Origin of the sequence: Rothia sp. P6271 (genome assembly GCF_048512995.1) — a bacterium.
Taxonomy (GTDB): Bacteria; Actinomycetota; Actinomycetes; order Actinomycetales; family Micrococcaceae; genus Rothia.
The window spans coordinates 72,183-91,485 of the sequence record NZ_JBLXXV010000003.1 but is presented as its reverse complement, the minus strand read 5'-3'; the positions used below and the strand labels follow the sequence as shown (position 1 = coordinate 91,485).

Below are 19,303 nucleotides of genomic sequence, written 5' to 3'. Positions count from 1 at the left end.
ATTTTGGCTGCGACTTTTGCTCTGTAACGGATATTTTCTCCTCCCAACATCGTCTCAGCCGATACGTCATATAGAATAAATATTTGTACGCTCTCAGCCTGCGTGGTTGGGTGCCCCAGCACAACACCTTAAGCGAAGGACGCACAGTGACTTCATCACGCGACGAAAAGCGCGCACAACAAGACAAAAAGAAAAAGAATAAAGGTCCTGGCATGTTTGCTCAGATGAAGCAAGTCTATGCTATGACTCGCACATCTGAGCCTCGTATTGGTTGGATTCTTTTCTTCTGGGCAGCAGCTGTTCTTATTGCCTTTGTCCTCCTCGGTATCCTGCTCAAGAACTGGATTACGTGGACTATTATCGGCGTTCCTTTTGCTCTTCTTGTTGCTGTTATGATTCTTTCCCGAAAAGCAGAAAAAGCTGCTTTCGGTCAGATTGAAGGTCAGACCGGCGCATCTGGTGCAGCGTTGAATTCTCTACGTCGAGGATGGATTGTAGAACAGCAACCGGTAGCTATTAATCCTCGAACTCAAGATGTTGTCTTCCGCGCACTTGGTCGTCCCGGTATTGTTTTGGTTACCGAAGGTACGCCTGCCCGTGTATCTTCACTGGTTAATCAGGAAAAGAAACGTCTTAAACGAGTAATTCCTAATGTTCCAGTTCATGTTATTCATTCTGGCAATGGTGAAGGGCAGACTCCTCTGAAGAAAATTGTTCCTCAGATGAAGAAACTTCCTAAGCAACTCACTCAGCAAGAAGTTCACGCTATCAATAACCGATTGTCATCGTTGCAAAATAATATGCTACCTATTCCTAAAGGCATTGATCCAAGTCGTATGCGACCTGACCGTCAGGCTATGCGCGGACGATAAAAAGTATTTATAAATAAGGGTGGTTGGTGATGTATACGCGTCACCAACCACCCTTATTTTTATCTTTGCCATATATCAACGGATACGTACAAGAATCATATTGCGAATTCTGTCATGTACTCCCCGTGTATCTGCATCCATCATAAAAACGGGGAGAACAAGCATTACCAAAGTTGAACGTAAGATAGCGTTCTTCACTCCGACAGGACGCCCATCAAGAGTTTGGACCTGCATCCCACACAAGAAATGCCCTAAAGTATGCCCGTATAAGCCAATGGTGATGCTTTGATACGCCCAAACAACAAGAAGTAAGAATATTTGTAAGTGTGGAACGTTCAAAAAATACAGTACTGCCCACCAAAGATACCAGTCGATACAAAAAGCAATAATTCTTCGCCCAAAACGGGCGATAGAACCAGGACCTTGTTGAGGTCTTCCCATGTATTCGCCTGGGTATTTTTGGTCTGTAGGTGGGCCGTTGAGCCAGGACCCTAAATCTTCGCGTTTCATCACGGTTTAAGAGTATCTAACTTTTCTCATATGGTCAGAGGAACACCCTAGAGGTGACTTACATCTCTCATTCATGTTACGAACACGAAACATAAAAGATACGTTTGAGCAAAAATACCAGAATATGGTTAACAACAACCACAGGGGATTACCTAAATTTTTACGGTCGCCTCAAAACTCATCTAAGGAGAACAACCGACCATGTTTACCAGCGCACAAGAAGTTCTAGATTTCATTAAGGATGAAGAAGTCGTATTCGTCGACATCCGCTTCTGCGATATGCCCGGCGTACAACAGCACTTCAACCTTCCTGCTAAATCTATCGACGATGATTTCTTCGTCAATGGGCAGCTTTTTGACGGATCATCCATTCGAGGGTTCCAAGGCATCGCAGAATCTGATATGCAACTTATCCCCGACGTCAATTCTGCGTATGTAGATCCTTTCCGTGTCGAAAAGACTCTGGTCATCACCTGCTCCATCGTTAATCCACGCACCGGAGAGCCTTACCACCGTGACCCTCGTGGTGTTGCCGAACGCGCTGAAGAATACCTCAAATCTACAGGTATTGCGGATACAGCATTCTTCGCATCTGAAGCAGAATTTTTCGTCTTTGAAGACGTACGATACGACGTCCAGCCCCAAGGTTCCTTCTATGCTGTTGATTCTGACGAAGCGCAGTGGAACACTGGACGTGTTGAAGAAGGCGGAAACCTTGGTAATAAAACCCCCACCAAAGGTGGATATTTCCCTGTTTCTCCCGTTGATAAACAAGCAGATTTGCGAGACTCCATTTGTGTAGCACTCGACGAGGTCGGGCTCGAGGTAGAACGCTCTCACCACGAGGTTGGAGGCCCAGGTCAGGCAGAAATTAACTACAAGTTCTCCACCCTCACCCAAGCAGCAGACGACCTTCTAAAATTCAAATATGTCGTCAAAAACACCGCAGATGCATACGGCAAGTCTGTCACCTTCATGCCTAAACCCATTTTTGGTGATAACGGTTCTGGTATGCACTGCCACCAGTCACTATGGAACAATGGGGAACCTCTCTTCTACGACGAGCGCGGTTATGCAAACCTCTCTGATACTGCACGCTGGTATATTGGCGGTCTGATTGAGCATTCCTCAGCAGTTCTTGCATTCACCAACCCCACGGTCAACTCCTATAAGCGCCTAGTTCCCGGCTATGAAGCACCTGTTAACATGGTGTATTCGCAGGGTAACCGTTCCGCTGGTATTCGTATCCCTATCACCGGCACTAACCCTAAGGCGAAACGTCTCGAGTTCCGTGCTCCAGACCCCTCCTGCAACCCATACTTTGCTTTTGCTGCTCAGCTCATGGCAGGTCTAGACGGTATTCGCAACCGTATTGAGCCACCTGCTCCAGTAGATAAAGACCTCTACGAACTACCGGCAGAAGAAGCCAAAGATATTAAGAAGGCTCCTGCAAGCCTTGCTGAAGCGCTTGAAGCGCTTGAAGCAGACCATGAGTTCCTACTTCAAGGTGACGTCTTCACCGAAGACCTCATCAACGCGTGGATTGATTACAAGCGCACCCAAGAACTTGAGCCTCTTTCTCTTGTTCCTCACCCGCTTGAATTCGCCATGTACTACGGTGTCTAATTTCCTTGTAGGGTGAATATCACGAAAGGTCCTCCTCGTTCTTCTCGAGGAGGACCTTTCTCGTAGCTTAAGTACAGCGCTCATCACGTATATAAGTGCTTTAGAATAGTAGAGAAGAATATTCCGTCTCAGCTGTCCCCTATTGTCTAGAGAGTTGAATCAAACTATGGAACAAATCTCAGATTTCACCTCATCTCAAGTGTTGTTACGTCCCCACGAAGTTTTTCAAACAGGGCTCATGGCGCAATTACTCGATGGAGTCTATGAGGGAGAGATGAACATCGAAGAACTTCTCACGCACGGAGACTTCGGTGTCGGAACGTTTAACGGGCTTGACGGCGAAATGATCATTCTGGACGGAAAATGCTACCAAATGCGGCATGATGGGTCTATCAGCCCTGCGCATATGCATCAAAAGACCCCTTTTGCGGTCGTTACTCATTTCAAACCCGTTATTAAGCGCGAGCTTCCACAGAACATTCTTCGACGTTCAGCCGCTCAAGTGCTCGATGATTTCACGGTCTCACAAAACTACATGTATGCCATCAAAATTGTTGGCTCTTTTGAATGGGTTCGCACCAGAACCGTCATCAAACAATCCAAACCGTACCCTAAGATGGTAGACGCCACAGAGAACGAAGATATCGTCCAATTTGATCATTGTGAAGGAACCATTGTCGGTTTTAGGACGCCTATCTATGAACAAGGCATTGGGGTTCCAGGATGCCACGCACACTTCATCGATAACACCTATCAGGCAGGTGGGCACGTTGTCGATTTTAAGCTCAAAGAAGCCCACGTTGAGATATGCCCGGGAACCTCTCTCAAGCTACAGTTACCACTCACCCCAGAATTTTCTCAAGCGAATCTCTCTCCAGAAGACCTTGCAGAGCAAATCTCGAAGGCAGAAAAGCACAGCTCATAAAATATGAGAGTCATCTACAACTGGCGAAAATCAGTGTCAAAGAAAAGGCGTTCAAAAACTTGTCGGGCTTGCCTAGTTGCTCGCAGATAATCTTCTTCAAGTTCACGTGTATGACCTGAAGGGTAGGCGCACCATCTCGCAATCGCTTCAAGGTCAATACGTGTACTCGTCAAAACGTCAGAAGGACGTCCTGTTCTGAGCATCTGGCATCCTCGAATTTTCGTTGCTAGTTTCCATGCTCGGCTAAGAATCCTCGCATCAGATTCTTTCAATAATCCAGCTATTTTCGCCTGTTCTAAGGCTTGTAGAGTACTGGTCACTTGAAGAGTGGGGATTTTAGAGGCGCAGCAAAGCTGAATCATCTGAATCAGCCACTCCACGTCAGATAAGCTACCGCGGCCTAATTTAAGTTGCCGGTTTCTATCAGCACCTTGTGGCATCCTCTCGTTCTCAACGCGGGCTTTAACGCGCCGAATATCCATCACCTGCTGCATGGTAATCGTGGCAGGATAACGATACGGTGCAATCAAGTTCATAAACTTTTCTCCGAGTGCTTTAGACCCAGCAAAGGGACGAGCACGAAGCAACGCCTGATACTCCCATGTATCAGCCCAACGCTCGTAGTATTCTCTAAACGATGCCAATGAGCGAACCATCGGCCCAGATTTTCCTTCAGGACGGAGGTTTGCATCAATATCAAGAATCTTTTCCGCTCTCAAAGGTGGCGTACACGGCTGTTTGAGGATCTGTACCATTCGATGAATAATCTCTGTTGCTTCAGAGGCAGCAACACTTTCATCAATCCCCTCACACGGCTCATGTACGTACATCACATCCACATCTGATCCGTAGCCAATCTCAAATCCGCCGTGTCGTCCCATCGCAATGATGCACACTTGAGTTTTCGGTTCTTGTTGAGTACGAGTGTAACGTTCGCGAAGAACAATGTTCAGTGCCGCTTCAACCGTAACTTGGTCGATAGTCGTTAGAGCCTGCATGGTTTGTTCGAGGCTCAAGAAATTGATGGCTTCACCCATAGCAATACGAAGAATTTCACGGCGACGAATCATCCTCACACTTCGGATTGCATCGGCGGTATCTTCATGTCGTATCAGACTATTGTGCAAGACTTCTTGTAACGCCTCAACACTACACGGAAGTAAATCTTCTTGATGGTCTAACCATGCGATAGATTCTGGTGCGTCTTCAAGAAGGTCCGTGATGAAACGGGAACTCGAGAGAATCTGGCAGACTCGTTCAGCCGCTGCAGGAGAGTCTCTGAGCATCCTCAGATACCATGGTGTTGTACCTAAGGACTCTGATAGTCGACGAAAACCTAATAATCCGGCGTCTGGGTCTACACCTTGCGCGAACCATCCTAAAAGCACTGGCATGAGTGTACGTTGTATCTCAGCGCTACGTTTAATACCTTGGGTGAGGGCTTGGATATGTCGCATCGCTGTTCGTGTATCTTTATAGCCTAAAGCTCCTAGACGAGCCTGAGCTTCTTCAGGTGTTAACGCAACTTCACTTTGAGATAAATGCGAGACAGCCGCCAGAAGAGGGCGGAAGAAAAGACGCTCATGCAAAGAACGAATGGCACGTTTAGTTTTTGTCCAGTCTTTGATGAGTCCTTGTGCGGTCTGTTCACCGATATGTTCAGGAGAAGTAATAGCGCGTGCCAGCACCCTAATATCTTCATCTTTTTCGGGCATGAGGTGCGTCCGCCGCATGTACCGAAGTTGCAGACGGTGCTCCATCAGACGAATCTTCTGATAGTGTTCTTCAAAACTCTGTGCGTCAGCACGCCCGATAAAACTTGCTTTACTTAACGCTTGCAGGGAGTCTGTAGTGGCTTGAGTTCTCACGGAGGGGGTAAAACGCCCGTGGACCAGTTGCAAAAGTTGTACGGTAAACTCAATGTCTCGTAGTCCGCCAGGCCCAAGTTTAAGTTGGCGTTCCCGATGCTGTGCAGGGATATTTTCGGTCACGCGAGCGCGCATTTTTTGTACGGAGGAGACGAAGCCTTCTCTATTTGAGGATTCCCAGATGAATCCGGTAATTTTTTGCATCCATCGGTAGCCGAGGTCTGCGTTACCTGCGATGGGGCGTGCTTTAAGAAGTGCTTGAAATTCCCAGTTTTCTGCCCATCGTTGATAATAGGAGGTATAGGAATCGATGGTTCTTACGAGGGCGCCGTCTTTCCCTTCAGGTCTAAGGTTTGGGTCAAGTTCCCAGAGTGCAGGTTCACTGGCTGGGGACATAATAACTTTTGAGATAGTCTGAACGATTTCTGAGGCGATACGTGAGACTTGTTCATCGGTTAGTGGTGTTTCTGATTCAGGTAGGGTCTTAGTATCGACAACATACATAACGTCGACGTCAGAGATGTAGTTGAGTTCTCGGGCTCCGCATTTTCCCATACCAATAATAGATAGTTGTACTTGTTGTGTATTGTTTTCCCCCCACTTTGTGTTAGCTTCTGCACGGGCAATAGCGAGTGCTCCGTCTAAGGCAGCAGACGCGAGGTCAGCGAGTTTTCGACTCACCAGAGGCATAATTTTTTGAGGGTTGTCTGCGGCGAGGTCGCAGACAGCAATTTCGCAGAGGTAACGACGGTAGAGCGTACGAAGTGTAATATACGCGTTTTTGTCGTAGCTTTGAGCCGTAGGGTTTTCGTCTTCGGGGTTGGCGCCAAGAGCTTTGAGAAGAGAACGGCGGTATTGGGTGTCTAATGGTGCTTGTGGGCAGAGGTGTTCGTGGTCTTTCTCTGGTAATAGTGTGGGCGGGCAGGGTTCTTCAAGTAAATGTTCTTGAGGGGAGGTTAAGACGTCAAGATGTTCTGGGTGCCGGAGCAAAAAATCTCCGAGAGCTTCAGATGCTCCAAGCAAGCGATATATTGCGAGAGGAGTTTGTTCTGCGTTGAGGGTTTTTTCTAGTTGTGGCGCTTTTTCTAGTAGGCGCACGAGACTTATGAGTGCGCTATCTGGTGATGGACTATAGCGCAGTCCCTCAAAGAGTTTTTCTCGGTCAATCTTCTTAAGCTCGGGGGCGTCAAGCCAGCGCAGACTTTTTTGTGCGTCAAAGAATCCGATAGCGACCATTTGGCTTAGTTGTGCGCGACGTTCGAGTTCTTCAATACTCAGCGTTCCTGTTGCCGGTTGTGTAGGTGGCACGGTGTGTCCTTTCCCTGCCCATAGTTGAAGGGGTGCCGGTGCTTGCTCATAGTAGTAGAAGAATAGGGTAGAACTAGCATGAGACGTTGGATGCTGGTTCTACCCTATTTTTTAGAGGATTCCTAGATTGTTTTTAAGTTCGTATGGGGTTACCTCAGCGCGGTATGCTTCCCAGTCGGTGCGCTTATTGCGAAGAAATTGTTCAAAGACCTGTTCTCCTAGTATTTCTGCCATAAATTCAGATTCTTCTGTTTTATGGATGGCATCATGTAGGGAGAACGGTAATGCGTGGTATCCCATTGCACGACGTTCTGCAGAACTCATGGCTTGTAGGTCTTCTACTACTGCTGGCCCAAGTTCGTATTCGCCTTCAATACCTTTAAGGCCTGCGCCGAGGATAACAGCATATGCAAGGTAAGGGTTCACAGCGGAGTCAATACCACGGTATTCGATGCGCGCTGATTGCATCTTATTAGGTTTATAGAGTGGCACACGCACGAGTGCAGAGCGGTTGTTGTGTCCCCACGATACGTAGCTGGGTGCTTCTCCCCCGCCCCAGAGTCGTTTATAAGAGTTCACGAACTGGTTTGTGACAGATGTAAACTCTGGTGCGTGTTTGAGGATACCAGCGATAAAGTGCCGTGCAGTACGTGAAAGTTGGTATTCTGCTCCAGCTTCGAAGAAGGCGTTGGTATCGCCTTCAAAGAGAGAAAAGTGTGTGTGCATGCCTGACCCGGGGTGTTCGGTGAAAGGTTTAGGCATAAATGTTGCGTAGATATTCTGGGCGAGTGCAACTTCTTTGATGACGGTGCGGAAGCTCATAATATTATCTGCAGTTTGCAGTGCATCCGCATGGCGGAGGTCAATTTCGTTCTGTCCGGGACCAGCTTCGTGGTGAGAGAATTCGACGGAGATTCCGACTTCTTCAAGCATGGTCACGGCTCTACGACGAAAGTCTTGGACGACTCCCCCCGGTGTGTGGTCAAAGTAGGATTCTGAGTCTACAGGGATGGGGAACCCGTTAGGTCCTAGCTCTTTGGATTTGAGGAGGTAGAACTCAATTTCTGGTGAGGTGTAGCAGGTAAAACCCATACTTGCCGCTTTTTCAAGGGTACGTTTGAGAACGCCTCGAGTGTCTGCTGCGCTGGGTTTGCCGTCGGGTGTGAGAAGATCGCAGAACATACGGGAGGTGGGTTCTTCATCACCACGCCAGGGAAGAATTTGGAATGTTGCGGGGTCAGGCTGCAAAAGCATATCTGATTCGTAGATACGGGATAGCCCCTCGATGGATGAGCCGTCGAACCCGAGTCCCTCTGCAAAAGCACTTTCGACTTCTGCAGGTGCGAGGGCAACTGACTTGAGTGTTCCGACGACATCGGTAAACCACATTCGGACAAAACGCACATCGCGTTCTTCGATAGTGCGCAAAACAAATTCTTGTTGGCGGTCCATGGTACTCCTCGTAATATTTTTAGTCGTCGGTGACTGTAATAGGTTTCTGTCTACACTGTATAAGTTCTCTCATTTTTTCTCCGCTTTTAGACGTATCATGTCAGAGAACGAGTGGAGTTCTTTTTTAAAACTCCAGTAGCGGTGTTGATGAGATATCATCAACGGTCTATCTCTATGAGTTTTTAAAGATATGTTCAGGCCCCGGGTAGATGCCCTGACGGACTTCTTCCCGATAGGTTTTTGCGGCATGAGTGAGTTCTTCAGCAATATGTGCGTATTGTTTGACAAAGCGTGCCATTTTTCCTTGGCGTAGCCCAAAAGCATCTTGCCATACGAGAACTTGACCGGTTGTCGAGGATCCTGCACCAATACCGATGGTGGGGATATCTCCTACTGCGTTGTTCACAGATTCTGCAACGTCTTCTGTCACCATTTCCATGAGGAGACAGAAAGCTCCGGCTTCTGTGAGGGTTAGCGCATCGTGAAGAATTTTTTCTCGGCTCTCGCCACGTCCCTGAATTCTGAAACCACCAAGGGCATGCTCGGATTGTGGGGTGAACCCAATATGTGCCATCACAGGAATCCCCGCTTGTGTTACGGCTTTTACGTGTTCGGCGTAGGCGGAGCTTGCTTCCATTTTAATAGCGTGAGCACCGCCTTCTTTCATGAACCGGCTTGCTGTCTCAACTGCTTGAGCGGGGGAAGCCTGATATGAGCCGAAAGGTAAATCTGCAACAACCATTGAACGCTGTGCTCCACGAGATACAGCAGCAACAAGTGGAATCATCTCATCAACAGTAATAGCTAAGGTAGATTCATATCCGAGGACATTATTTGAAGCTGAATCTCCGACAAGGAGCAATTCGATTCCTGCGGCGTCAAAAATTTGTGCTGTCAGGTAATCGTAGCAAGTGAGCATCGCAAATTTTTCGCCAGCTGCTTTTGCCGCGTTCAAGTGAACAGTACGAATCTTTCGTACGTTGTCAAAAACACTTGGTTGGTGAGATGTTAGTTCTTCTCGTGTGGAAGATTCCGTGGTTTTTTGAGCGTTATAGGGCGCGTTTTCTTCAGAAGCAGGTGTAGAACTCATAGATAAAAGTCTACCGCTATCATCCTGTATTTACCTCAGCAGAATCTCAGAATACCTTTCACACTTTAAGTTCAAGCTGGAGGGTACTACCAAGAATCGTTGTTTTCGTCCCATTCTTCGTTGCGTTGTTTTGCTTTTTCCATAGCGTGTAAGGCTTCCTCATAACTTGGGTAAGGTCCCCATAAATCAGTGCCTAGTCCAAGGTTTCCTTGTTGTACCTGTCGTGTTTTTAAGTTATACCAGTACTCATTTTCTTCTGGTCCGGGTAAGTAGTCTTTACTCATAGGAGTCCCTTTCTCTGATGATATATATGACACTTCTAGCATCATGACGTGAGATATTCTCACAAGATGGAGGTATACCTCACAGCCTACTCTAGAACCGTTCTCTAAGATGCCTTATAGATTCTCTATTTTTTTGGCATGAGTAATATTTTCTGCCGTTATTTGCCAAGATACGGCAAAATATCCGTTCTATGAAAGAAGAGTAGAACAACGAGCCTCGCTCTTTGACAAGTTAGGATAAATCTATGGCTAAATTTTCCACTTCACATAATCTTCCTGCAACCCCAGGGCAAGCACCTATCGGCTGTTTAACACCAGGAGTAGTCACACCTATTAGACCAGTCCCTACACATATTGAACGCCCCGAATACGTGGGAAAAGCCGAAGCTCGTGAAGGCTACGACTCTAATATGTATACGCCTGAAGAAATTGAACTAGTACGAGAGTCTGGCACTATTGCAGCAAACGCTATTGCTGAAGCAGCAAAAGCTGCTGCCCCTGGTGTCACAACTGATGTCCTTGACGTCATCGTTCACGAATACATTTGTGATCATGGGGCGTACCCATCAACCGTAGAATACCGAGGGTATCCCAAGTCGGTGTGTACATCGCTCAATGAAGTGATTTGCCATGGAATTCCTGATAGCACTGTTTTAGAAGATGGAGATATTCTCAATCTTGACGTCACAGCCTATAAAAATGGTGTGCACGGAGATACTAACGTGACATTACTCATCGGTGATGTTGATGAGCAATCACGCCTTCTTGTTGAACGAACCAAGGAATCTCTTGACCGTGCAATTAAAGCTGTAAAACCTGGGCGAGAAATTAATGTTATTGGTCGAGTAATTGAAAAATACGCTGCTCGTTTTGGGTATGGAGTCGTTCGAGATTTCACCGGACACGGTGTAGGGCGAGAATTCCATTCAGGACTCATCATCCCTCACTACGATGCTGCACCAGCGTATAACACGGTCATGGAAGTGGGCATGATTTTTACGATTGAGCCAATGCTCACTCTCGGCGGAATTGAGTGGGAACTATGGAAAGACGATTGGACAGTCGTCACGAAAGACCGTCAACGCTCTGCACAATTTGAGCATACTCTCGTGGTGACCGAAGACGGTGCAGATATTCTTACCCTTCCTTCTATTTAGCCTCCCCTCAACCTCTATCAGGAGAATCTATGACTTCAGAGAACGCCACAACACACGTATTATGTGAAGATCTCACCATTGGTATTGATATTGGTGGAACCGGTATCAAGGGCGGTATCGTCAATGTTCGTACCGGAGAGCTTGTTTCAGATCGATTCCGTATCCCCACGCCGTCTCCAGCAACACCAGCAGCATGTGCACAAGTTGTTGCTGACATTGTTCAAGAACTTCAGTCACGGCCTGTAGCACCATCTGAAGATTCTCCTATCGGCGTTGATTTTCCAGCTATCGTCAAAAACGGCGTTGCGTTATCAGCCGCTAATGTAGATAAATCATGGATTGGCGTTAACATCGAACAATTAATGTCCGAAGCTCTCGGCGGACGAACAGTCTACGCTCTCAATGATGCTGACGCTGCCGGACTTGCAGAAGCATACTACGGACAAGGACGAGACAAACAAGGGCTCATCGCTGTTATTACCTTAGGCACAGGTATCGGCTCTGCCCTTATCCTCAATGGACAGCTCATCCCTAACACGGAGTTAGGTCACCTAGAATTAGACGGAGAAAATGCAGAGTCTCGTGCCTCTGCGCGAGCACGTGAACGAGATGACCTCTCATGGAAGAAATACGGTAAACGGTTACACCGTTATTTCAGTCATCTAACGTTGTTGTTCTCCCCCGACTTGTTTATTATCGGTGGTGGAATCTCTAAAAATCCTGAAAAATTCATGCCATATTTCGAAGATGATCTTGATATCCCGATGGTCATGGCCGCATTACGGAATAACGCCGGCATCGTAGGAGCCGCACTATGGGCTTTCGGGTTTGTTGAAGGCGAGCGCCAAAGACTAGCAGCTGAACAAGAGAGCTAAAAGGCCATCGTTTGCTCCCTCATTGATTGGGACAAAAAAAGAACCTTCTGAGGAGACCGTTTTCTTTCTCAGAAGGTTCTTTTTTATGTGTTCGTTATAAAAGAGTTGGTTGTTCTGGTCCCTCATCGTGTTGCCCTTGAGACAAGATATCTTCTGAAGGGTGAGAAGATGTTTTTTGTCCTTCACCATCAACACTTTGAGGTATCTCGTCATTGAGTGAGAGATCAGCAGAATAACTCTTATATGTATCGCGTAGTCCTTCGATAGCTTTCTCAAAATCTTCTAGACTCTCGAAGTTCTGATATACGCTGGCAAAACGAAGATAAGCAACAGCGTCTAGTCGCGATAACGGTTCAAGAATGGCTAATCCGACAGTATGAGCTTTTACACGGTTATCTCCCAAAGAACGAATTTTTTCTTCAACTTCTTGTGAAAGTTTTGCTAAATCGTCTTCGCTCACAGGTCTGCCTTGGCAGGCTTTACGTAAGCCATTCACAATTTTTTCCCGTTTAAAAGGTTCTGTCACACCCGAGCGTTTCACAACAGATATACCCGTTGTTTCATACGTCGTGAAACGGTCTCCACAGTTATCGCATAAACGGCGGCGACGAATCGCGCTGCCGTCTTCAATCACGCGCGAATCAATTACGCGTGAACCTTCCTCATGACAAAAGGGGCAGTTCATCAGAGCTTTTACCTCCTTGCTTCAGAAGAATCATCAACAGCACGAATAGTAATGGCCTCGCCGTGTGCAGGGAGGTCTTCTTCCTGTGCCAAGGTCACGATGTGGTCGCCAATGTCTTCTAACGCAGGTTGAGAATATTCAATAAGCTGGACAACCTTCATAAAGGTTGAGGTGTTAAGACCTGATGCGAAAGAAGCTGTACCAGAGGTTGGTAGTACGTGGTTTGAACCAGCAGCATAATCACCAAGAGGAACTGGAGAATACGGGCCAATAAAGATAGCTCCAGCGTTACGAACACGTTGAGCAACCTCTTCGGGATTCTTTGTGTGAATTTCAAGGTGCTCAGCAGCATAAGCATCAGCAACACGTATGGACTGTTCTAAAGAATCTGTCAGAATAATTCCTGATTGGGGTCCTTCAAGAGCAGTTTTCACACGTTTTCGGTGTTTCGTGGCTGATGATTGACGGGCAATAGCTTGAGATACCTGTTCAGCGCATTCTAGGGATTCTGTAATCAGGATAGAACCAGCGTTAGGGTCATGTTCTGCTTGTGAGATTAAATCAGCTGCCACGTATTCTGCATGGGCAGACTCATCTGCAATCACGGCAATTTCAGTGGTGCCAGCTTCACCGTCAACACCCACAACCCCCTGTAAGGCACGCTTAGCTAAAGCAACAAAAATATTTCCGGGACCGGTAATGGTATCGACACAGGTTAGTTCGTCGTCAATGTCTTCTATACCATAAGCCATGGCAGCTAATGCCTGAGCACCGCCAATAGCCCATACCTCACGGATTCCAAGCAGTGCCGCAGCCGCCAAAATGGTTGGATGAGGCAATCCATCAAATTCTTTTTGTGGAGGACTGCATAATACGATAGATTCAACCCCTGCAGCCTGTGCGGGGACCGCGTTCATTATCACCGAGGAGGGGTATACTGCCAACCCTCCCGGAACGTATAGACCAACACGTCGAACAGGTGTCCACCTATTAGTAAGCTGAGCGCCAGGAGCTACTTCAATCGTGGTGTCTTGAGGACGTTGTGCTTGAGCAAAAATACGGTTGCGTTCAATAGAAATTTCTAATGCTGCTCGAACTTTCGAATCGAGACCTTCCAAGGCATCCTCAAGTGCTGATTCAGGCACGCGAAGAGAACGCTGGTGCACGCCGTCAAAACGTTCCGCTAATTCACGAATATAATCCGCACCAGAATTTTTGACACCGGAAATAATCTCTTCAACAGTTTGTTGAGCATTACCAACATACTCAGAGCTTTGACGAGGCATGAGAGCACGCAACTGCGTATAGCTGTAATCTTTCCCCCGTACATCTAAAAGAGAAAGTTTAGGGGGCAAATATTTTTGGTCTTCTGCAGATGTGCTCATATGTTTCATTCTACTGTGTTAGAGAGATAAAATCAGAACGGTGCACAAACAGTAGCTTTTATTCCAAACACGTTGGGCCTAAAAGAACTTTTATGTCACCGTAGAAAGACGAATCAGCAGTCACACGCAAGTGATTGCCAAGACGCATCAAGGTTTTACCGGTACGGGTACCTAACGCGATACGTACTTCAGCTTCCCCAGGATGGTTCTTGAGAATCTGCTGAAGCTCTAACAACATCTCTTCCGTTGCTTTGTATTCGGGGATAGAAATCGTCACAGGCCCAGTCGCATCACCGGCAGTTAGTTCAAGAACCTTTATTTCTTGAGCACTAATACTGACAGAACCATCATCTCGACGTTGTAAACGACCTCTAATGGTGCAGATAAGATCATCGGCCAGAATAGGGGCAATCGGTTCATAAATGCGCCCAAAGAACATGACTTCAATGGATCCAGTACGGTCCTCAAACTCAACACGAGCATACGGGTTACCGCTCTTTTTTGCTATACGTCGAGTAACAGAGGTAATCATGCCAGAGATAGTGACCATCGCCCCATCCTGAACTGATGATTCTTCATCAAAAAGAGACAAAATTGACGAAGTCGACAAAGCATCAAGCTGATTTTCTAGACCTTTGAGCGGATGATCTGAGATATATAGACCCAACATCTCACGTTCAAAATTCAATTTATCACGTTTTTCCCACTCAGGGATATCAGGAATTTGCAGAATAGACTCGTTACCTAAACCTTCATCGTCAAGCCCTAAGCTACCGAAAAGGTCAAACTGTCCGGTTGCTTCACGACGTTTAACAGAAGCAGCAGAATCAACTGCTTCTTCGTGGATAGAAGATAATGCACGCCGACTTTGCCCGAACTCATCGAATGCACCAGCCTTAATCAACGAATCAACGGTTCGCTTATTGCACACGGTGAGAGGAACCTTATTCATAAAATCTTGGAAAGATTCGAAACGGCCCTTTTCTGTTCTCGCACTAACTAGTGCAGCGACTACAGGGGCACCAACGTTACGGATTGCGCCCATTCCAAAGCGGATATCGTCATTGACAGGAGTAAAGTTCAACTCGGATTCGTTAACGTCTGGAGGCAATACCGTAATACCCATGTGGCGACACTCGTTGAGATACGAGGCAAGTTTATCTTTATCGTCGCCCACAGAGGTAAGCAAAGCAGCCATATATTCTTGAGGGTAATGTGCTTTCAAATAAGCCGTCCAATAAGAGACTAGACCATAAGCTGCAGTGTGGGATTTATTAAATGCGTAGGCGGAGAAGGGAAGCAGGACATCCCACAACGCTTTAATAGCTTCTTCAGAATATCCATTCGATAGCATTCCTTGATGGAAGCTCTCATACTGCCGGTCAAGTTCTTCTTTTTTCTTCTTACCCATTGCACGACGCAACAAGTCTGCTTCACCCAGAGTATAGTTTGCTAATTTCTGTGCAATAGCCATAACCTGCTCTTGATACACAATCAAACCGTAGGTGGTATTGAGAATATCAGCCAGCGGCTCATCTAGCTCTGGGTGAATAGGTGTGACTTCTTGTTGTCCGTTCTTACGCAACGCATAGTTCGTGTGAGAGTTTGCGCCCATAGGTCCAGGACGGTACAGAGCCAAAACCGCGGAAATATCTTCAAAGTTATCCGGCTGCATCATTTTCAGCAAAGAACGCATCGGGCCACCGTCAAGCTGGAATACGCCTAATGTTTCACCGCGCGCTAGCAACTCATAGGATTCTTTATCGTCTAGAGACAACGCATCCAAGTCAAGGAAGAAGTCACGGTTTAGTTTAATGTTTTCAATAGCATCAGAGATGATTGTTAGGTTACGCAGACCCAAAAAGTCCATCTTGATGAGCCCAAGAGTTTCACACGTTGGGTAATCAAATTGGGTAATAATTTGCCCGTCCTGTTCACGGCGCATAATAGGAATCAAATCTAGCAAATCATGGCTCGACATGATAACACCTGCAGCGTGTACACCCCACTGACGTTTAAGTCCTTCTAAGCCAAGAGCCGTGTCAAAGACTTTCTGACATTCAGGGTCTTCACGAAGTTGAGCGCGCATATCAGAGGCTTCGCCATAGCGTGCTGACTTCTCATCAATAATTTCTTTCAACGTCATGCCTTTACCCTGAACATCTGGTGGCATTAACTTGGTCAGGCGGTCACCCATCGAGAAGGGATAACCCAGCACGCGAGAAGAATCTTTGAGAGCTTGTTTTGCTTTAATCGTTCCGTAGGTAACAATCTGCGCAACTTTATCTTCACCATATTTTTCAGTGACATAGTGAATCACCTCAGAACGGCGACGATCGTCAAAGTCCACGTCGAAGTCAGGCATGCTCACACGCTCAGGGTTCAAGAAACGTTCGAAGAGCAAATCATGTTCTAGGGGGTTGAGCTCAGTAATACGCATCGCGTATGCAACCATTGAACCTGCACCAGAACCACGCCCAGGCCCAACACGAATACCATTATTTTTAGCCCAGTTAATGAAGTCAGCAACCACCAAGAAGTAGCCGGGGAACCCCATCTTTGAGATAACTTCAACTTCGTATTCTGCTTGTCGACGTACCTCATCTGGTACACCTTTGGGGAAGCGGAAGTGTAGCCCTTTTTCAACTTCTTTGACGAACCATGATTCCTCGTTCTCCCCCTCTGGGGTGGGGAACGCTGGCATATAGTTTGCGTTGGTGTTGAACTCTACATTACAACGTTCGGCAATTTCGAGAGTGTTATCGCAAGCTTCAGGGAAGTCACGGTACAGTTCTCGCATTTCTTCTGGAGATTTAAGGTAAAAGTTTGAAGCGTCGAACTTAAAACGTTTAGGGTCTTGCAGCGTGGTACCAGATTGCACGCAGAGCAACGCCGCGTGCGCTTGAGCGTCGTGTTCATGAGTGTAGTGCAAATCGTTGGTAGCGACGAGTGGAAGCTTTAAATCTCGAGCGAGACGCATCAAATCTTCAACAACAACTTTTTCGATGCCGATGCCGTGATCCATGAGCTCACAATAGTAATTCTCAGCACCGAGAATATCTCGAAAATCGGAGGCAGCTTGAAGAGCTTCTTGATATTGTCCAAGGCGTAGGCGAGTCTGAACTTCTCCAGAGGGGCACCCTGTTGTCCCAATCAGTCCTTTGCCATAAGTCTGCAATAGCTCACGGTCCATACGAGGCTTATAAAAGTGGCCTTCGAGAGAGGCTAGAGAGGACGCTCTAAAGAGGTTATGCATACCTTGAGTGGTTTCTGCCCACAACGTCATATGGGTATACGCACCACCACCAGAAACGTCACCATATTCAGAAATGTTTGGTTCACCCCAACGTACACGGCTACGGTCTGTCCGGTGAGTACCAGGGGTGACGTACGCTTCAAGACCAATAATGGGTTTAACACCCGCATCATTTGCTTTTTGCCAAAAGTCAAAAGCCCCAAAGAGAAAACCGTGGTCTGTCGTTGCCATGGCATCCATATTCAGCTCTTTAGCACGGCTAAAGAGCTCCGTCAGGCGCGCTGCACCATCGAGCATAGAATACTCGGTGTGTACGTGTAGATGAGTAAAACCTTTACCGCTCACGTTATTCTTCTTTCCTCTAGCTTCGATGGTTTCTTCTTCTAGGGATAATCCTAGAATGTTCCTTCTCTTAACGACTCTAAAGCATACTCAAGGTCTTGAGGGTATTCACTGGTGAATGTCATGTTCTTCCCGCTGACAGGATGCTCAAATTCAAGAATATGAGCATGTAACCATTGACGGGTAAGCCCTAGATGTGCGCTCAACGAGGGATCTGCGCCATAGGTAAGGTCTCCACAACAAGGATGGTTCAACGCTGAAAAGTGGACACGAATCTGGTGGGTACGGCCTGTTTCTAAGTGTACGTTCACCAAGCTGGCTCGACCAAAAGCCTCTACCACCTGATAGTGAGTGATAGAGTCACGGCCGCCCTCAACGACAGCAAAACGCCATTCGTGTCCGGGGTGTCTCCCGATAGGAGCGTTGATAGTACCTTCTAAAGGGTCTGGTATGCCTTGAACTAAGGTGTGGTAAAGCTTTTTAACCGTACGTTCTTTGAAGGCACGTTTAAGAAAACTATATGAATGCTCATTCTTTGCTACCACCATAACACCAGATGTTCCAACATCTAAACGATGGACGATGCCTCGGCGTTCAGCAGCTCCAGAGGTAGAGATACTCACTCCTAAGCCCATTAAAGCGCTTAGCACTGTAGGCCCATGCCACCCCGGAGACGGATGAGCCGCTACCCCAGCCGGTTTATCAACGACAACAATATCTTCGTCCTCATAGATAATGGAAAACCCATCAACCAGCTGAGGGGTAATATCGCTTAAATCTCGAGGTGTTGGCGCGTCAACCTGTATATGGTCACCACGTGAAAGTTTGTAACTTTTAGCGACCTTAACTCTACGCCCGGAGGCATCAGTCACTTGAACATCGCCATTTTTAATCCAGCTTGCAGCCAAGGTCCTTGCGATGTTAAGGCTTTCAGACAGAGCGGCGTCAAGACGTAAACCGGCAAACTCTTCAACAACACTCTGGTACGTAATTCTTTGGCTCATGCGTTGCTTTCGTGACTTTCCTGCTCGATGGTATGAGAATTCTTCTTCTGAGAATAATCGTACGTTCCGTCAAGACGAATAGAACGAAAATTCTGCAAGACGATAAGTGCCATTGCGATACAAATACATGAGTCAGCAATGTTAAAAATGGCGAAGTTTCCGATAGAAATAAAATCTACAACATGCCCAACACCAAATCCTGGCGGGCGCAAAAGTCTATCGGTCAAGTTCCCCAATACGCCACCTAACAATAACGCTAAGGAAAAAACCCATACTGTTGATTGTGCTCTGACAAGACACCATAAGCATACCAGCACGGCAACCACCATCATCAAGGTAAATACCATGGTATAGCCAGTGCCAAGAGAGAAGGCTGCACCAGAGTTGAGAATGTAATACCAACGAATAGCCCCTGGAACGACAGGAATCTTTTCCCCTAAAGTCATCGTCGTTTCGACAAGGTACTTGGTACCTTGATCTGCCCCATAGGCAATCAGCACCGTCATCAATACCACGATTAGTTTAGGGAAGGCAGATAAGGTACGCACACATGGGCGGGGTTCAGACGGACCTGAGCTATGGGCACGATGATTCTGTTCTTTGGACATCCGGTGTTCTTTTCCCATCTGTGACAAGTCCTCAAGCGGCATATCGAGTTGACGTA

At 46.9% G+C, this 19,303-nt stretch carries 15 protein-coding genes; 5 read left to right on the top strand and 10 right to left on the bottom strand.

Translation table 11 applies throughout. The features are described from left to right. Positions 1-146: 146 nt before the first annotated feature. Positions 147-872 carry a DUF4191 domain-containing protein gene (locus ACN08X_RS04170; RefSeq protein WP_419107979.1) on the top strand — a complete coding sequence of 242 codons (726 nt, stop codon included), beginning with the start codon at positions 147-149 and terminating at the stop codon, positions 870-872. A 75-nt stretch (positions 873-947) separates the two neighbouring features. Here ACN08X_RS04170 and ACN08X_RS04165 read toward each other — a convergent pair whose 3' ends face one another. Beyond that, positions 948-1,382, bottom strand: a complete 435-nt coding sequence (locus tag ACN08X_RS04165) for an RDD family protein (RefSeq protein ID WP_419108006.1) — start codon at positions 1,380-1,382, stop codon at positions 948-950. A 201-nt stretch (positions 1,383-1,583) separates the two neighbouring features. Here ACN08X_RS04165 and glnA (ACN08X_RS04160) point away from each other — a divergent pair, with 201 nt between their 5' ends. Together glnA (ACN08X_RS04160) and budA are read left to right on the top strand one after the other, a co-directional pair. Further along, positions 1,584-3,008 (top strand): type I glutamate--ammonia ligase, encoded by a 1,425-nt coding sequence (glnA, locus tag ACN08X_RS04160; RefSeq protein WP_419101865.1) that lies wholly within the window; start codon positions 1,584-1,586, stop codon positions 3,006-3,008. A gap of 166 nt (positions 3,009-3,174) precedes the next feature. Further along, the gene (budA, locus tag ACN08X_RS04155) at positions 3,175-3,933 is read left to right on the top strand and encodes an acetolactate decarboxylase (protein WP_419101866.1); all 759 of its coding nucleotides are present in this window, start codon (positions 3,175-3,177) and stop codon (positions 3,931-3,933) included. Between the two features lie 14 nt (positions 3,934-3,947). Here budA and ACN08X_RS04150 read toward each other — a convergent pair whose 3' ends face one another. The 4 genes from ACN08X_RS04150 to ACN08X_RS04135 form a co-directional block, all read right to left on the bottom strand. Next, positions 3,948-7,109, bottom strand: a complete 3,162-nt coding sequence (locus ACN08X_RS04150) for a bifunctional [glutamine synthetase] adenylyltransferase/[glutamine synthetase]-adenylyl-L-tyrosine phosphorylase (RefSeq protein ID WP_419107978.1) — start codon at positions 7,107-7,109, stop codon at positions 3,948-3,950. Between the two features lie 111 nt (positions 7,110-7,220). Then, positions 7,221-8,561: a type I glutamate--ammonia ligase gene (gene glnA / locus ACN08X_RS04145; RefSeq protein ID WP_419101868.1), complete on the bottom strand. Its 1,341-nt coding sequence runs from the start codon at positions 8,559-8,561 to the stop codon at positions 7,221-7,223. A 172-nt stretch (positions 8,562-8,733) separates the two neighbouring features. Further along, positions 8,734-9,651, bottom strand: a complete 918-nt coding sequence (panB, locus tag ACN08X_RS04140) for a 3-methyl-2-oxobutanoate hydroxymethyltransferase (protein ID WP_419107977.1) — start codon at positions 9,649-9,651, stop codon at positions 8,734-8,736. Positions 9,652-9,737: 86 nt separating this feature from the next. Then, a complete protein-coding gene (locus ACN08X_RS04135) occupies positions 9,738-9,935 on the bottom strand; it encodes an SPOR domain-containing protein (protein ID WP_419101870.1) in 198 nt (65 codons plus the stop codon). A gap of 245 nt (positions 9,936-10,180) precedes the next feature. Here ACN08X_RS04135 and map point away from each other — a divergent pair, with 245 nt between their 5' ends. Then, a complete protein-coding gene (gene map, locus ACN08X_RS04130) occupies positions 10,181-11,092 on the top strand; it encodes a type I methionyl aminopeptidase (protein ID WP_419107976.1) in 912 nt (303 codons plus the stop codon). Between the two features lie 29 nt (positions 11,093-11,121). Beyond that, entirely contained in the window at positions 11,122-11,967 is an 846-nt protein-coding gene (gene ppgK, locus ACN08X_RS04125) for a polyphosphate--glucose phosphotransferase (protein WP_419107975.1), read from the top strand. 94 nt (positions 11,968-12,061) lie between these two features. On the opposite strand, the gene nrdR is transcribed toward ppgK, so the two are convergent. The 5 genes from nrdR to lspA are packed head-to-tail and all read right to left on the bottom strand — an operon-like array spanning position 12,062 to position 19,265. Then, positions 12,062-12,652, bottom strand: a complete 591-nt coding sequence (gene nrdR / locus ACN08X_RS04120) for a transcriptional regulator NrdR (RefSeq protein WP_419107974.1) — start codon at positions 12,650-12,652, stop codon at positions 12,062-12,064. Positions 12,653-12,660: 8 nt separating this feature from the next. Continuing rightward, positions 12,661-14,037, bottom strand: a complete 1,377-nt coding sequence (gene hisD / locus ACN08X_RS04115) for a histidinol dehydrogenase (protein WP_419107973.1) — start codon at positions 14,035-14,037, stop codon at positions 12,661-12,663. A 58-nt stretch (positions 14,038-14,095) separates the two neighbouring features. Continuing rightward, positions 14,096-17,638 (bottom strand): DNA polymerase III subunit alpha, encoded by a 3,543-nt coding sequence (gene dnaE, locus ACN08X_RS04110; protein WP_419107972.1) that lies wholly within the window; start codon positions 17,636-17,638, stop codon positions 14,096-14,098. A gap of 50 nt (positions 17,639-17,688) precedes the next feature. Further along, positions 17,689-18,639 (bottom strand): RluA family pseudouridine synthase, encoded by a 951-nt coding sequence (locus ACN08X_RS04105; RefSeq protein WP_419107971.1) that lies wholly within the window; start codon positions 18,637-18,639, stop codon positions 17,689-17,691. Continuing rightward, positions 18,636-19,265: a signal peptidase II gene (gene lspA / locus ACN08X_RS04100; protein WP_419101877.1), complete on the bottom strand. Its 630-nt coding sequence runs from the start codon at positions 19,263-19,265 to the stop codon at positions 18,636-18,638. Before lspA ends, ACN08X_RS04105 begins: the two co-directional genes overlap by 4 nt. Positions 19,266-19,303: the final 38 nt, after the last annotated feature.